Raw genomic sequence first — 15,183 nt, forward strand, 5'->3', positions numbered from 1 at the left:
GGCCGCGACCTTGCCCGTGCCGCTTCCACTCAGCCGCCGAGCTGGCTGGGCAGGAGGCCGTCGACGAAGGCTTCGGCGTCGAAGACGCGCAGGTCGGTGGCGGTTTCGCCCAGGCCCACGTAGCGGATGGGCAGGCCGAACTCGCGGGCCAGTGCGAACATCACGCCGCCCTTGGCCGTGCCGTCGAGCTTGGTCACGACGAGGCCCGTGACATTCGCCGTGTCGCGGAACTGGCGAAGCTGGCTGATGGCGTTCTGCCCGGTGGTGCCGTCGATGACCATCAGCACCTCGTGCGGCGCCTGGGCATCGAGCTTCTTCATCACGCGGCCGATCTTGCCAAGCTCGTCCATGAGGCCGCTCTGCGTGTGCAGGCGACCGGCGGTGTCGGCGATGAGCACGCCGGTGCCACGCGAACGGGCGGCCTGGAGGGCGTCGAAGATCACGCTCGCGGAGTCGGCATCCTGGCCCTGCGAAACCACGGGCACCTTGTTGCGCTCGCCCCAGGTCTTCAGCTGTTCGACGGCGGCGGCACGGAAGGTGTCACCGGCGGCGAGCAGCACGCTGCGGCCTTCGTCGGTATAGCGGCGCGCGAGCTTGCCGATGGTGGTGGTCTTGCCCACGCCGTTGATGCCTACGGTGAGGATCACGAAGGGGCTGTGCGTGGAGACGTCGAGCGGCTTCTCCACGGGCTTGAGCAGGCCGACCAGCTCGGCGCGCAGTGCCTTGAGCAGTTCGCCGGCATCGGAGAACTCGCGCTTGTGCATGCGCTTGCGCAGCCCTTCGACGAGGCTGGTGCTGGCCTCGACGCCGACGTCGGCGGTGATCAGCGCCGTTTCCAGTTCGTCGAGCAGGTCGTCGTCGAGCTTGGGATGGCGTACGAAGAGCGAGGTGAGGCTTTTCGCAAAGCCGCTGCCGGCCAGGCGCTCGCGCCAGCTGCGGCGCGCGGGCTGTGCGGCTTCCACCACTTCGGCCTCTTCGGCTTCCTGGGTGACCTCGGGCAGCTCGGGGGCGGGAGCCGCGGTTTCGGCAAGCACTTCGGCCACGATCGGGGCGCTGTCGATCGACACGGCCTCGGTCGGTGCGTCGATACGCTCCTCGATGGGCGCGTCCTCGGGCTTCGCGACGGGTTCGGCGGGCTTCTTTTTCCAGAACTTGAGCATTGCGCGGCGGATTCAAAGACAATGTGCGAATGCTAGCACTCCCGCCCCTACTGGCCGCTGATCGATGAACGGCTCCGGTCGTATCCGCGTCATCGGCGGAAACCTGCGCAATTCCCGGCTGGAGGTCCCCGACCTGCCGGGCCTGCGGCCTACCTCCGACCGCGTGCGCGAGACCCTGTTCAACTGGCTGCAGCCGGTTATCAGTGGCGCGCGCTGCCTCGACCTGTACGCAGGCACGGGCGCGCTGGGCATCGAGGCCCTGTCGCGCGGGGCGGGCATGGTCACCTTCGTGGAGCGCGAGCCGAAGCTCGTGGCGGCGCTGAAAGCCAACCTGGCCCGCCTGAAGGCAGAGGCCCGGGTGGTGGCCGACGATGCCGCGCGCTGGCTGAAGGCCGGCGGCAAGCCGTTCGACGTGGTCTTCATGGACCCGCCCTTTGCCGACGACGCCTGGGCCGAGGCGGCTTTGCGGCTGGAGGAGGCCGGCTGGCTGGCGGCGGATGCCTGGATCTACGTGGAGTCTCCCCGCGGTGCCTCGTTCGACCTGCCGGCCAACTGGCTACCACATCGCCAGGGGCAGGCCGGTGAAGTGGCCTACGCCCTCTATCGCCGCACCCCGGCCGATCCGTTAAGCTAGCCCGCGTTTTCCTCCGACCCCCAGTCCATGACTCCTCCGCTGGTCAATCCGCGTCTTGCCGTCTACCCGGGCACGTTCGATCCGATCACGAACGGTCACGCCGACCTCGTGTCGCGAGCGGCCCCCCTGTTCGACCGCATCATCGTGGCCGTGGCGGAGAGTCGTAACAAAGGTCCGGGTGGTCCCGGCTTCAGTCTGGACGAGCGCATCGCGCTGGCCCGCCTGGCACTGGCCGACCTGCCCAACGTGACGGTCCGCGGGTTCGACTGCCTGCTGGCCGATTTCGTCACCGAGATCGGCGCGGGGGTGATCCTGCGTGGCCTGCGCGCCGTGTCCGACTTCGAATACGAATTCCAGCTGGCCAGCATGAACCGTCACCTGATTCCCCAGGTCGAGACGCTGTTCCTGACGCCGGCGGAGCAGTACAGCTTCATCTCCTCTTCGCTCGTGCGTGAAATCGGTCGCCTTGGTGGCGATATATCCGGCTTCGTGCATCCGGCGGTGCAGCAGGCCATGCGTCAGCGCTGGCGCAACTCTTGAAACCAAAGGTGATCATCATGCGTAAGTTCGTCCTCGCCGCGTCCGTGGCCCTGACCGCCGCCCTGGCTCTCTCGGCCTGCAACAAGTCGGAAGACACCGACCAGGCAGCCACCCAGCAGGAAGCCGCCGTTTCCAAGCCGTCCGATCCGAAGGACACCAAGGCGTGGAGCCAGTTCTTCGGCCAGATCGTGCGCAAGAACATGCAGGGCATGACCGCCGATCGTCCGTTCCCGTACTTCGTGCCGGCCGGTGACGACCAGGAAGGCCAGGACGGTCGCCAGCGCCAGCTCGACAACGTGCAGGGCACCGTCGCCCGCGGCGTCACCCCGGGCAACATGCTCGTCTTCGGTGGCCCGGAGTCGGCGAAGACGGCCGACCTCATCGTCGAAGCCTTCAAGAACGCCCAGCCGGGTACGTTCAAGAACGTGATCGTGCTGTTCATCGGCGACCAGGCCGACCAGCAGCGCGTTGCCGATGCGCTGGCTTCGAGCGGCGCTACGTATCGCTTCGTCGCGATGTAATCGCGCCGGGCTTTTTGCCTGGTGGGTTCATGAGGCGCCCTTCGTGAGAGGGGCGCTTTTTTTGTGGGGTTTTGCTTTGTAGGGTGGGCTCGCCTGTCGGCCTCGCGCTCGGCGCGTGTGGCGTGGTCGCTTCTACCGAACATGATCGCAGGCTGTTGGAGGAGCGCGCCTGCGCGCGACCGGTTGTCGCGAACATCATCATCGTTTCGATATCACCGGTCGCGCGCAAGCACGCTCCTACGGGGCGGTGTTTTAGTGGGTGTTTGCGCGGTGCATCTGTGCCGTTTGTGCTTCGCCATCATGCGATAGCGCTGTTGCTGCGGCGATGGCAGCGTTTTCTGCGGAAGGGGCGACGCGGGCGAACATCTGTGATTCGAACTCGGCGACGGCTTTGTCCGGATCGGGTAGGGATACCAGCGATTGCGACAGTTCCAGCGCATCAAGCATGGCGTGGTTGACGCCTTCACCTCCGAAGGGCGACATCACATGCGCCGCGTCGCCGATCAGCGTCAGGCCTTTGCGATGTGTCCAGCAGTGTCCTACGGGCAATGCGTGAATCGGCAGCACGGCGAAGCGATCGTTGCTGGCGCGGAAGAGGTCGAGCAGGGTGTCGGCATAGCCTGCGTATTCGGTGATGAGTCCGGCACGCACCGCGGCGGGCGAGGTGAAGTCGAAGCGTTGTTCGGCCCAGCCCAAGGGCACGCGGAGGATGGCGTAGCCGCGCAGATGGGCATGGCCGTTGCGCTGCACGATCAGGCCCTTGCCATCGGCTTCCACGCCCATTTTTCCGCGCCCCACGAGCTTTGCGAGGGCCGCGTGGGCGTTGTCTGCGTCGTCGATGCCGAACTCGATGAAGCACAGTCCGCTGTGTTGCGGTTTGTAGGGCGAGAGTGCGGGGCGCACCCGGGACCATGTGCCGTCGGCGCCTACGACGAGGTCGAACGGGCCTTCGTCGCCTTCGTCGAAAACCAGGTACCAGCGATTGTCGTCGCCTTCGCGAAGATCGCGCAGTGGGCGGTGCCAGCGTATGGCATTGTCGGGCAGGGCATCCAGCAGCAGCTGTCGCAGCGCCGAACGATCAATTTCCGGACGCTGGCGACCGGTCGTGTCGCTGTCTTCGAAGATCAGGGCGCCATGCTTGTCGTAGAAGCGGGTTTCCTGGTCCTCGTAGCGGGCGACCTCAAGGAAGGGGCCCATCAACCCGGCGCGTTCGAGGGCAAGCAGGCCGGAGTCCTCGTGCAGGTCGAGCGATCCACCCTGCGCGCGGGCGCAGGCACGTTCATCGCGTTCGAAGACGGTGGCTGCCATGCCATGGCGATGCAGCAGTCTTGCCAGCGTGAGGCCGCCGGGGCCTCCGCCGATGATGGCGATCCTGGGATGGGAATTCATGGGAGCAACGATTAATATAGGGTCCTATGCAATATATATAGGCGCCTATGTAATGGCAACTGAATCACGAGGCGTCGAGCCCGGCGAAGCCATGCGACGGATAGGGCAGGTGTACCGGACGTTCGGCAAGCTGGTGGACGGACCCCTGCGCAAACTGGGCTTTTCCATGGGCCAGCTGCCGGTGATCGTCACCCTGAAGAACACCGGAGCGCTTTCGCAGACCGAGCTGGCGCGTATCGCGCAGGTGGAGCAGCCGAGCATGGCGCAGTTGCTGGGACGCATGGAGCGTGACGGGCTGGTGGAGCGGGTGCCTGATCCGGCAGACGGACGCAGTCGCCTCGTCTCGTTGACCCGGCTCGCGCAGCGCCAGATACCGCAGGGCAACGCGGTGATGGACGATGCATCGGAGCTTGCGCTTGCCGGCTTCTCATCAGCGGAAAGACACCAACTCCTGGACTGGCTGTCGCGTATCGAGGCAAACCTGGAAGGCGCCCTGGCGCAGGAGAAGGGCTGAAGGCGGTCGCTGCGTCGCTTCGCGATGCCGGCGGCAGTTCCGGTGGCCTGGCGGGGTGCTGGAGAGCCCCGGTGGGCGAGAGCCATTCGCATCGGGGCATGAAGGGCGCGCATGGGGTAAAATCGCCCCATGTCCCTGATCATCCTCGATACCTGCGTCAACTGCGACGTCTGCGAGCCCGTGTGCCCCAACAAGGCCATTTCGCTGGGCGAGGTGTACTACGTGATCGATCCGGCCCTGTGCACCGAATGCGTGGGCCACTTCGACAATCCGCAGTGCGTGGAGGTGTGTCCGGTGGAGTGCATTCCGCACGATCCGGATCACGTGGAGTCGCACGAGCAGCTCATGCTTAAGTACGAGCACCTGATGGCGAAAGCCGCTTCCTGAGCCCTCGCGGGCGTCATGCGTTAATCTCGACGGCAGCGATCCTGTTTCCGGAGAGACATCGATGACCCATGCTCCGTCGTGGCGCGTGCTTGCCGCGAGCCTTTTCCTCGTCCTTGGCGCAGGTAGCGCCACTGCCCAGGACAAGGCGCCCGATGCACCTTCGCGCGGCCCAGGCCACGCGGCCATAGCCAGCGCCAATTTCCTCGCCACCCATGCCGGCTTCGAAGTGCTGGGCAAGGGCGGTAATGCCTTCGACGCCGCCGTGGCGGTGTCTTCGACCCTCGCCGTGGTAGAGCAGCAGAGTTCCGGTATCGGCGGCGGTTTCATGGCCTTGCTGCATCGCGCGTCCGACAACAGCAACACCTTCCTCGATGCGCGCGAAACCGCGCCGAAGGCGGTGGACATGAAGGATTACATCGGCAAGGACGGCAAGCCCAATCGTGATGCCTCCACGCGTGGCCCGTTGTCCGCCGGTATTCCCGGTGAGCCGGCCGGGCTGGTCTGGATGGCGGAGCATTACGGCAAGCTGCCGCTGTCGGAATCACTGGCCCCGGCCATCCGTATCGCGAAGGAGGGCTTCCAGCCCGACGCGCGCTTCCTCAACACCATTGCCGAGCACAAGGACACCTTGCTGCGCTGGCCGGCCTCGGCCGCCGTGCTGCTACCGGGCGGCAAGCCGCCGAAGCAGGGCTGGACGCTGAAGCAGCCGGATCTTGCGAAGACGCTGGAGCGCATCGCCGCGAAGGGGCATGACGGCTTCTACAAGGGCGAAACGGCGAAGCTGCTGCTTTCCTCCACACGCAAGGCCGGTGGCAAGTGGACGACGGCCGATCTGGATGGCTACAAGGTCAAGGAGCGCCAGCCGCTCAGCGTGGACTACAAGGGCTATCGCATCGTCACCGCCCCGCCGCCGTCGTCCGGTGGCGTGGCCATTGCCGAGGTGCTCAACATCCTCGCCGGCTATGACCTCACGAAGCTCGACGCCGCCCATTCGCTGCATTACACGATCGAGGCGATGCGTCGCGCGTTCCGCGACCACAACGAATACCTGGGCGATCCGGATTTCGTGAAGATGCCGCTCGACATGCTGTTGTCGAAGCACTATGCCGACGGACTGCGCGCGACCATCGCGCCGGACAAGGCCACGCCGTCCGAGCTGCTGCCGCCCGCCATGGCGCCGGAGCCCGGCATGCATACCACGCATTTCTCGGTGATTGATGCCGACGGCAACATGGTGGCTTCCACGCTTACGGTGAACCTGGAGTTCGGTTCGGGCTTCATCGCGGCCGGTACCGGCGTGGTGCTCAACGACGAGATGGACGACTTCGCACTCGTCCCCGGCCAGCCCAATGCCTACGGATTGCGCGATTCCTGGGCCAATGCACCGGAGCCGGGCAAGCGCATGCTGTCGTCGATGTCGCCCAGCTTTGTGTTCGGTGCCGATCGCACGGCCATCATCGGCTCGCCGGGCGGCTCCACGATCATTACCCAGGTGCTGGAAGGCATCCTCGCCTTCATCGATGGCAAGAATGCCGCGCAGATCGTGGCGCAGAAGCGCTATCACCATCAGTATCTGCCGGACCGCGTGGATGTGGAGCCGGGTGCGTTCGACGACGCCACGGCCAAGGCGCTTACCGCGATGGGTCACGTGCTGAAGGATCGTTCGCCCTGGGGCTTCATGAACGTGGTCACCTGGGACCATCGCACCAACACGCTGGATGCCGCGAGCGACCCGCGTCGGCCGTCCGGTCTGGGCAAGGTCCAATAAGGCGCCTGCCATGAAGACGAAAGGACACGGCATGCACGGGCGGTCTCGAATCATCGGAGCGGGTCTCGTCATCCTGGCGCTGGCGCTTCTGTTCTGGAACGAGCGCCGGGCCATCGATTACGACCAGGCATTGGCGAAGCAGGGGCCGGCGGTGCTGGACCTTGGAGACAAGGGGCGTCCGTCGGCGGGCCAGTACGGCTCACTTACGCGCGTCAGTGGCCTGCCGAAGATCGTGGATGCGCCTCGCGACCAGGAATTCGGCGTGCGCATGGAATCGCCGTTGCTTGTTCGTCATGTGGAGATGTTCCAGTGGCGAGAGATCAGCGTTGCGGGCGATACGCACTATGAGCTGGACTGGGTGGATCATCCGGTCGAGTCGTCGCGATTCGCGAAGCCGGGCGGTCACGCCAACCCGGGTGCCTTTCCCATCCAGGGGCGTCAGTTCGAAGCGGGCGAGGTTCGCCTTGGCAACTTCCGTCTTGCCGCGCCCATCGTCCGTGCTTTTCCCGGTCGTGTGATCGTTCCACCAGAAGAGAACCACTTGCCGCCCAACCTTGCCGCCACCTTCCAGCGGTCGGGAGACTATCTCGTCACCAGCGGTAAGCCGGAAGCACCTCGACTCGGCGATCTTCGCGTAAGTTGGGAGGCGGTGCCGTTGCAGTCCATGACGGTGCTGGCGCGTATCGATGGCGATGTGCTTGCACCGGGCGACACCAGGGATACGAATCCGGGTTTCGAGGTTCAAGTGGGCGAACGCAGCCTGCGCGACGTACTGCCTGCGCTGCCCGAACGGCCGCAGGCCACGATCACATTGCGGGTGCTGGCGGGGCTGGTGGCGTCCTTCGGCGTGCTGCTGCTGGCGGCGGGCACGAGGGTAAAAGGCGATCCGCTGTTCGCTCTTGGTGTGGCCACCGTGGTCATTACCGCTGCGGGCGGCCTCCTATGGGTGACCGAGGATGCCATGGCAAGCAGCGTGTGGGCGCTGGTGGCCGTGCTCGGTGCCGGTCTCGCCATCTGGCGCACGCAACAGCGCACGCCACCCCGATCTCCTTGATATCTATCATCGCGGCGTCGCTAACGATGTTGTAGGAGCGGGCCTCGCCCGCGACCTCCCTCAGGCCGGCATGACGAAGGAAGCCTTGCTTTCGACCGGGCGAGCCATCATGGCCTGCCTGATCGAAAGCAAGGCTTTTTTCGTTTCATTCGCAATGATGAAGCGGTCGCGCGCAGGCGCGCTCCTACACGGGGCTCAGGTTATAGTTCTCCGCCGTGAGGATAGTGAGGTGGCGTATCCGTCGTGGTCCCTTCCGTGCAATCGACGCGTCGTTTCGAGGGCGTTTCGCCGGTAAGCAGATAGTGCGCGGCATGTCGCGTGGCACATTTCGCCGTGGGCTGGCCGAGGGTGGTGTGTCCCTGCAAGCCGACGCTCACCAGGAAATGACTGTTGGGCAGTTCACGGGTCATCGCCTCGGCTGCGCCGATGGGGGTTGTCCAGTCGCTGGACGAATGCATCATCACGATGGACGGCAGGCGCTTGAGTGCCTCGAACGAAGGACGGGGGCTGGGCGCATGCGGCCATGCCGCGCAGATAAGACCCATCACGGCGTCCTGGCCGCGTGGAAGGGTGGCCTGGGTGTCCATGAAGCGGACGCCCTTGCGGATGTCGTCGGGTGACGAGCGCCACACGGAGTCGTTGCAGTAGACGGCGAATGTAGCCGCGGGTCCGCCGTAGGGCAGCGTCCGGGGCGAGCCGTCGTTAAAGAAGAGTGCACCGGCGAGGGCAAACGCGCTGGTACGCATATCGCGATCGATATCGGCATGCGAATGGAAGACATGCGTTTGTAGCCGGCTGCGCAACGTGTCGAACGAGCGCTGTTGCTCCGGCATGGCGGTCCATTCGTCGGCCACGGCCAGGGCCGCGACCACATGCTCGGGAAACGATACGGCGGGTGCCCACATGCGGCGCATGAAAAGCGGCATGCCGATCAGTCGCTGTCGGATGGCTGATACGGAGGTGCCCAGGCCATAGATGTCAGGGCGCTCCACAGCGGGCTTCAGGGCATCGGCGATCATGGCCCTGTCGCGGTAGATGTGCAGGCCAGCTTTCTGGAAAAGCCAGCGTCGTTCGAAGTCCAGCGAGGCGTCGAGAAGAACGCGGCCGGTATGGGAAGGGTGCAGAGACGCATACCAGGTGGCGACCCAGGTACCGTACGAGGCGCCATACAAATGCATCACGGGGATGTCCAGGGCCGTGCGCAGGGCTTCCATGTCGGCCACCTGTGCGGAGGTATTGATCTGTGCGGCTTTCGGCCCGCAGGACTCGGCGAATGTGCGTGTCTCGGCGACGAAATCGTTCCAGGCAGCATCGTCGTCGGGATTCATCATGGCCTGGGACGCCTTGCGGCCGGTAAATGGAATGCAATCGGGCCGCGTTTCATCCGTAAGGCCTCGCGGCATGAGGGCGACGATGTCATAGCGGTCCGAAAGGAGCTTCAGGTCGCCGAGGTCAGGGTCCGTGACATCGATCGAACCCCAGCGTTGAGCCAGTTTCATGAGCGAGGACATCGGATCGGCGCCGGGGCCTCCGGGGTGGTAGAAGATCGTGCCTTCGCGAATCGCGGGTCGTGCCGCGCGCACGCGCAGCACGGGCATGCGTACGGTTGGTGATGCCGATGCCTGGTGATCGTAGGGAACGTTGAGCCAGCCGCAGTCGAATCGTGCGAGCAGTTCGGGTGTCAGCGTGGTTCCCTTGCCTGGTGCACATGCGCCCCAGGTCAGCGCCTGGGAACCACCGGTGGGCTGTGCCGTGCCTGCATGAGCAGGGAATACACAGGACAATGCGAGGAAAAGAAGGGTTTTTTTCATGAGCGCGCTCCATGCGTGGTCGATAGCCACCGCTCGCGCGGTGGAATCACAACCTAGCGCTGGAAGCTCAGCGACACAGTGGGATCAATACGATGCAGGCTGTCGCTGATCGCCGCCGGGTAACGTGGCGATGCAGGGCAATAAAGTGCATGCCCAACCGTCGTTCCAGCGAAAGCTGGAACCCAGCGCCCCGGTTCGCAAGTAAGCACGGCCACGCATCATCGGCTCTTGTGTAGGTTAGCCTCAGGCGAAAACCCATCGCACCGCACTGGGTTCCTGCTTTCGCAGGAACGACGTGAGGGACAGGCAGGGATTGCAAGCGTCACAGCCCGTCGTTCCAGCGAAAGCTGGAACCCAGCGCCCCGGTTCACCAGCAAGCACGACCACGCATCATCGGCTCTTGTGCAGGTTAGCCTCAGGCGAAAACCCATCGCACCGCACTGGGCTCCTGCTTTCGCAGGAACGACGTGAGGGATAGGCAGGGGATTGCAAGCGTCACAGCCCGTCGTTCCAGCGAAAGCTGGAACCCAGCGCCCCGGTTCACCAGCAAGCACGACCACGCATCATCGGCTCTTGTGCAGGTTAGCCTCAGGCGAAAACCCATCGCACCGCACTGGGCTCCTGCTTTCGCAGGAACGACGTGAGGGATAGGCAGGGGGGGCAAGCGTCACAGCTCGTCGTTCCAGCGAAAGCTGGAACCCAGCGCCCCGGTTCGCAAGTAAGCACGGCCACGTATCATCGGCTCTTGTGTAGGTTAGCCTCAGGCGAAAACCCATCGCACCGCACTGGGTTCCTGCTTTCGCAGGAACGACGTGAGGGATAGGCAGGGGCGTGCAAGCGTCATAGCCCGTCGTTCCAGCGAAAGCTGGAACCCAGCGCCCCGGTTCACCAGCAAGCACGACCACACATCATCGGCTCTTGCGCAGGGTAGCCTCAGGCGAAAACCCATCGCACCGCACTGGGTTCCTGCTTTCGCAGGAACGACGGGATTCAGTCGTTTGCCGAGCCGTCTGCGAATGCGTAGACGTGGTCTGCCCAGCCGGCAGCCTCGTGGTAGATCGAGGCCATGGTCTGCAGGTGCTGTGCGTCCAGTTCGTTCTCGCCTTCCAGTTCGCCCTGTTCCCAGTGGCGGATCTGGTCGAGCAGCGGAGCGAACGGGCCGACGCCTTCCAGCAGTGCCTCGCGGATTTCCAATGCGAGCGGAAGGTGTTCCAGCACGTAGGCCATCGACACGTTCATCAGCGTGTCGAGCAACGAGAACAGGCCGGCGGTAAAAGCCATTTCCTGCAGCTCGGGCTTCACGCTGCGGGCCAGCTTCTCGCACATGTGCGCGCGGATGAGGGCCAGGCGTAGCAGCTCCGGCGGACGTTCGTCCATGCCCGACACGGCCATGGTGAAGATCCAGTTGCGCATGCGGTTCACGCCGAAGAACACGGCCGCCTGTTCCACCGACTTCAGCTGGCGGGGCAGGGCGAAATAGGCCGAGTTCACGCAACCCAGCAGCTTGTAGCTGAGGATGGCGTCGTCGCGCACGATCTTGCCCAGTTCCACCGGGCCGTTGTTTTCATCCTGCAGCGCACCCATGAGGCGCAGCACGCCGAGCTTGCTCGGCGTGAGGCGGGGCATGTCCACGCGCTCGGGGCGCAGCAGGTATTTGCCCTGGAAGCCGTCGACATCCTGGTCGGCATAGTCGATGAAGGTCTCGTGCGTATCGATGCCGGTGACGATCACCTTGACGCCGAACGCATGCACGTAATCCATGTGCGCCCGGGCAGCGACGGGGTGTCGATGATCCACCGCTACCTTGGCGAACTGCACGATGCGCAGCAGTGCATCCACGCCTGCACGGCGCTCGGGATCGACCGGAAGGTTGAAGTCTTCCAGCATGAACAGGCAGCCCTGGCTTTTCAGCTCGCGCAGGCGGGTGAGCAACTGGTCGTCGAGGCCGACGTCGGCACTGATGCTGGCGCCCATGCGCGCGTTGTGCCGCAGGATGTCGGCGTGCGAAAGCAGCAGATCGCGCGACATATGCAGGAACGCACGATTGTCGCGCACCAGTCGCTTGAGGCTGCCATCGGCGATGGCGCTCAGCGTGGCCTGGGTATGCGCATGCGCGGCGGCATCGATGTCACTGCCGGCGGGGCGCGGGAAAATAAGCTCGTAGGCGAACAACGCCTGCTTGCGGTCGAGGATCGGGATACGAACGATGGGAAGGATTCCGTCGTCGTTCACCGCGTTCGGCTGGGGGTTCGCTGCCATGGATCTGGGTCGTGCGCCGTTCGGTGAGTGCTTGACGGAAAGATTATCCCTGATTCGGCGACATCAAACCTGTGCAAGCGTCGCGGAACGGAGTTTTATCCGTGCGGCCCCGTCGGGACCGTAGGTGGCACCACCCTGGGCGTCGCCGGAAATCAGCGCGAGCGCCTGGCGCACCTGGCCGATGCGCTGGCCGACGATGCGGCCGTTGACTTCATTCATCCGCCGGCATTCGAGCAGGCGGTCGATGGTATGCGACCAGCGTGGATCGTTGAGCGAGTCGACGTTGGCGGCATCGCTCAGGTGGCGGCGCTCGACGTCGAGTTTCTCGATGCGATCCAGCGAATGGCTCTTCGCACGACCGGCGACTTCAAGCGACGGCGCGTCGCCCTGGTCCAGCGCCATGCGCTCGTCTACCAGGGTAGCGTGCAACGTGTCCACTTCATGGGCGAGTTCGTCCATGACGGCGCGCAGGGCTGCGTCGAAGTCGGAGGCGTGCGAGTCGGTCATACCTTGCCGCCGAGCTGGCCTTCCATCGAAAGAAACTTGCTGGCGATCGCCTGGGCGTCGGGCTTGTAGGTGCCGTCGGCCAGCTTGGCGCGGATGGCGTCCACCTTGGCGGTGTCGATGCCGTCACCGCGGCTGGCGGCGTCGAGCGCCTTGGCCGAGTCGGTGATCTTCACGCTGTCGTCGCTGGGACGGACCGCCGTGGAGCCCTGTGCCTGGCCAGCCGAGCCTGCCTGGGCATTCTGCGAACGCAGCTGCACCGGGGGCTGTTGTGGCTGGAGACCGGGTTTGATGGTGTTGGTCATGGGTATTTCCTCGGAACGGGTGTCCTTCGAATGGCTTATCGGCGATCCGGAGGCAAACTTTAACGGGGCTCAGGCGGTGAAGTGTGACGGAATTGGGATTTCGTTCATGGCAGGACGGTGACGACCCCCGGCCCACGGACCACGGCGTCGAGCACCTTGCCGGACGAGGCGTTACGCACCCGCAGGCGCGCTCCGGCATCCCCGGCACCCATGGCCACGCCTTCGGCGCGGATGGTCACCCCATCGACATTGGCCTCCATGCTCACCGCATCGCCCACGCGCACGGCCTGGCGGCCGGCGAGCATGCCGGGGGTGAGTACGGTGCCTGCATTCAACGGGCGGGCCAGCGCGCGGCCGTCCACCTGGTCGAGGCCGGCGATATAGCCGTAGGCCAGGCTGGCGACATCGCGCTCTTCGCTATGCACGTCGCTGGCACCGATGCCGTCGCCCCGAGTCAGAGGGCGGCTGGTGACCAGCACGTTGGTGAACATCTTTACCTTGACCGGCACGCGCACCGTCCAGCCACCGGGCACGGGGCAATGCACGATGACGCTGACCCGTGCGCCCAGCGGACGATTGCCGGGCAGGGACGCCTGGAGCGGGGCGGCGCAATCGGCCAGTCGCAGGCGGCTGTCGAGAGAATCCGCCTCGGCCGTCATGCGCGCACCGGGCAGCGTGCGGTTGTTCTGTAACCAGGACACCGCCGTCGAGCGCACCGCTTCCTGCGTCGTCGCCAGCGCGTCCTGCGCGCAGCACAGGACGACGAGGGCGGCGATGGAGCTGGCCGGGCGGCTGGACATCAGGCGGCACGCTCCGCGAGCGCCGACGACAGGCCCTGCACGATGGCATCCAGTTCGCGGGTGAGGTTGGGCAGCATGTGCGAAGCGTCGGCGTGACGGCCTTCGCCGAGGGTCAGGGCGTACTGGGAGGCCAGCGCGGAGAAGCGCTCGCCCGCCGCGCGCACCGGATCGGCCGACGCGTCACCGCGACGCGAGCGCAGCTGGTCGATGCAGCGCATCAGCGGGGTGGTGTCGAGCCAGCGACGGTCGAGACCAGCCGGATCGCGGGCCGACAGTTCCAGCGCGTAGCGCAGGCCCTGGCTGGCTTCGCGGATCATCTGGCTTAGCGTGGCGACGTCCAGCTCGCCTTCGGTTTCAAGGCGTGACAGCCCCAGTCGATGGGCCAGCACGGCGGAGCGTGCGGCGGCGTCGGCCTGACGGCGCGCTTCGTTGGATGTGCGGTTGAGGCCGGACTGCGCGGCCTGCACGCCACCGATCCGTTCCTGCAGGTTGCCCATGCCGTCGCGTGCCGCATCCAGGCTTTCGCGGGCAGAGCGCACGGCGCCGTCCACGCGGCCCAGCGAGGCCTGCATGCCGGCGATGCCGGACTGGGTCTGTTCGAGGCGACGCAGGCTGTTCTGCACGGCCTCGTCGAGCTGGCCGGAGAATTCGCCCACGGCCCGGGTCACGTCGTCGATCTCGGCGGTGGCCTGGGTGGTCTTCTCGGCCAGCTGCTTGACCTCGTCGGCCACCACGGCGAAACCACGGCCGGCTTCACCGGCACGGGCGGCTTCGATGGCGGCATTCAGAGCCACGAGGTTGGTCTGGTGCGCGATGTCCTGCACCGAGGCCGTCAGCTTGCGGATGGCGGTGAAGTATTCGGAGAACTGGGCGTGGTTGCGGCTCATGCCCGACAGGGCGCTGCGCAGCAGGCGCAGCTGGCCATCGAGTTCGCCGGCGGTGGACTGGCCCTGGTTGCCGGCATCGGTCATGCCGTTGATGCCGGAGCGCGCCTGGTCGATCGCCGTCGAAATCCTGGCGCCGGCCTCCGTCAAACGACCGGCGGCATCGCGGGCGCCTTCCACCGCGCCACCGAGGTCTTGCAGCGTGACGCCCAGCGCCTGGGCGCTGGTGAGCACCATGCCCTGCTGCTCGATGGCCTGGATGGTGGTGGCCGGTGCGGTACGCGGTTCCGCGGGCTTCAGCAGGGCCCCCAGGGCGTTGGCGGCGGCCGGATACTGCGCGGCCAGCGCACGCACGCGCGCGGCATCGCCGCTGGCGGCGGCCTGGGCAAGAAGGCGGACGTGCTGACTCCAGAGCAGGGACATAGTGGTTCGCTTTTCCATAGGACGCCCACTACATCGGTCGCGGGCCTTCGGACTTGAGTCAAGCAATACCCGTGCCATCCCCACCCCTGTAGGAGCGCGCCTCGCGCGCGACCGTTTCCAGCGGTGAGGCATGACCCTGTCGCGCACAGGGGGAGGCAGGTATTGGCGAGCGTGCATGACCCGGCCTCAGCCGGTCGCGCGCAAGGCGCGCTCCTACAGGTAAAGAACGG

15 protein-coding genes are annotated in these 15,183 nt (G+C 65.6%); 7 read left to right on the forward strand and 8 right to left on the reverse strand.

What is annotated here, in order from left to right; genetic code table 11:
• Nucleotides 1–29 precede the first annotated feature (29 nt).
• Nucleotides 30–1,160, reverse strand: coding sequence for a signal recognition particle-docking protein FtsY (gene ftsY, locus KR767_RS12520; protein WP_250876545.1), 1,131 nt, complete (start codon nucleotides 1,158–1,160; stop codon nucleotides 30–32).
• 64 nt (nucleotides 1,161–1,224) lie between these two features.
• On the opposite strand from ftsY, the gene rsmD reads away from it, so the two are divergent.
• The 3 genes from rsmD to KR767_RS12535 are packed head-to-tail and all read left to right on the forward strand — an operon-like array spanning nucleotide 1,225 to nucleotide 2,855.
• Entirely contained in the window at nucleotides 1,225–1,794 is a 570-nt protein-coding gene (rsmD, locus tag KR767_RS12525; RefSeq protein ID WP_166947906.1) for a 16S rRNA (guanine(966)-N(2))-methyltransferase RsmD, read from the forward strand.
• Between the two features lie 27 nt (nucleotides 1,795–1,821).
• A complete protein-coding gene (coaD, locus tag KR767_RS12530; RefSeq protein ID WP_250876546.1) occupies nucleotides 1,822–2,334 on the forward strand; it encodes a pantetheine-phosphate adenylyltransferase in 513 nt (170 codons plus the stop codon).
• A gap of 17 nt (nucleotides 2,335–2,351) precedes the next feature.
• Entirely contained in the window at nucleotides 2,352–2,855 is a 504-nt protein-coding gene (locus KR767_RS12535) for a hypothetical protein (protein ID WP_166947910.1), read from the forward strand.
• A 252-nt stretch (nucleotides 2,856–3,107) separates the two neighbouring features.
• Here the strand turns inward: KR767_RS12535 and KR767_RS12540 are convergent, their stop codons facing one another.
• The gene (locus tag KR767_RS12540) at nucleotides 3,108–4,244 is read right to left on the reverse strand and encodes an FAD-dependent oxidoreductase (protein ID WP_250876547.1); all 1,137 of its coding nucleotides are present in this window, start codon (nucleotides 4,242–4,244) and stop codon (nucleotides 3,108–3,110) included.
• Nucleotides 4,245–4,296: 52 nt separating this feature from the next.
• Between KR767_RS12540 and KR767_RS12545 the strand changes: the two genes are divergently transcribed.
• The 4 genes from KR767_RS12545 to KR767_RS12560 all read left to right on the forward strand — a co-directional run bounded on the left by KR767_RS12545 (nucleotide 4,297) and on the right by KR767_RS12560 (nucleotide 7,967).
• Complete coding sequence (locus KR767_RS12545) at nucleotides 4,297–4,758, forward strand: MarR family winged helix-turn-helix transcriptional regulator (RefSeq protein ID WP_250876548.1); 462 nt, start codon at nucleotides 4,297–4,299, stop codon at nucleotides 4,756–4,758.
• A gap of 129 nt (nucleotides 4,759–4,887) precedes the next feature.
• The gene (locus tag KR767_RS12550) at nucleotides 4,888–5,145 is read left to right on the forward strand and encodes a YfhL family 4Fe-4S dicluster ferredoxin (protein WP_250876549.1); all 258 of its coding nucleotides are present in this window, start codon (nucleotides 4,888–4,890) and stop codon (nucleotides 5,143–5,145) included.
• 61 nt (nucleotides 5,146–5,206) lie between these two features.
• Complete coding sequence (ggt, locus tag KR767_RS12555) at nucleotides 5,207–6,913, forward strand: gamma-glutamyltransferase (protein WP_250876550.1); 1,707 nt, start codon at nucleotides 5,207–5,209, stop codon at nucleotides 6,911–6,913.
• Between the two features lie 10 nt (nucleotides 6,914–6,923).
• Nucleotides 6,924–7,967 carry a TMEM43 family protein gene (locus tag KR767_RS12560; RefSeq protein ID WP_250876551.1) on the forward strand — a complete coding sequence of 348 codons (1,044 nt, stop codon included), beginning with the start codon at nucleotides 6,924–6,926 and terminating at the stop codon, nucleotides 7,965–7,967.
• 200 nt (nucleotides 7,968–8,167) lie between these two features.
• Here KR767_RS12560 and KR767_RS12565 read toward each other — a convergent pair whose 3' ends face one another.
• From KR767_RS12565 to KR767_RS12590, 6 genes are all read right to left on the reverse strand, one after another.
• The gene (locus tag KR767_RS12565; RefSeq protein WP_250876552.1) at nucleotides 8,168–9,778 is read right to left on the reverse strand and encodes an alpha/beta hydrolase; all 1,611 of its coding nucleotides are present in this window, start codon (nucleotides 9,776–9,778) and stop codon (nucleotides 8,168–8,170) included.
• Nucleotides 9,779–10,768: 990 nt separating this feature from the next.
• Complete coding sequence (locus KR767_RS12570) at nucleotides 10,769–12,037, reverse strand: EAL and HDOD domain-containing protein (protein WP_166949686.1); 1,269 nt, start codon at nucleotides 12,035–12,037, stop codon at nucleotides 10,769–10,771.
• 63 nt (nucleotides 12,038–12,100) lie between these two features.
• Nucleotides 12,101–12,544, reverse strand: coding sequence for a flagella synthesis protein FlgN (locus KR767_RS12575; protein WP_166949688.1), 444 nt, complete (start codon nucleotides 12,542–12,544; stop codon nucleotides 12,101–12,103).
• Entirely contained in the window at nucleotides 12,541–12,846 is a 306-nt protein-coding gene (flgM, locus tag KR767_RS12580; RefSeq protein ID WP_166949689.1) for a flagellar biosynthesis anti-sigma factor FlgM, read from the reverse strand. Before flgM ends, KR767_RS12575 begins: the two co-directional genes overlap by 4 nt.
• A 104-nt stretch (nucleotides 12,847–12,950) precedes the next feature.
• On the reverse strand, nucleotides 12,951–13,646 hold the full coding sequence (gene flgA, locus KR767_RS12585; protein ID WP_250876553.1) for a flagellar basal body P-ring formation chaperone FlgA: 696 nt from the start codon (nucleotides 13,644–13,646) through the stop codon (nucleotides 12,951–12,953).
• The gene (locus tag KR767_RS12590) at nucleotides 13,646–14,953 is read right to left on the reverse strand and encodes a methyl-accepting chemotaxis protein (RefSeq protein WP_250876554.1); all 1,308 of its coding nucleotides are present in this window, start codon (nucleotides 14,951–14,953) and stop codon (nucleotides 13,646–13,648) included. Before KR767_RS12590 ends, flgA begins: the two co-directional genes overlap by 1 nt.
• Nucleotides 14,954–15,183 lie beyond the last annotated feature (230 nt).

Origin of the sequence: Luteibacter anthropi (assembly GCF_023699965.1) — a bacterium.
Classification (GTDB): domain Bacteria; phylum Pseudomonadota; class Gammaproteobacteria; order Xanthomonadales; family Rhodanobacteraceae; genus Luteibacter; species Luteibacter anthropi.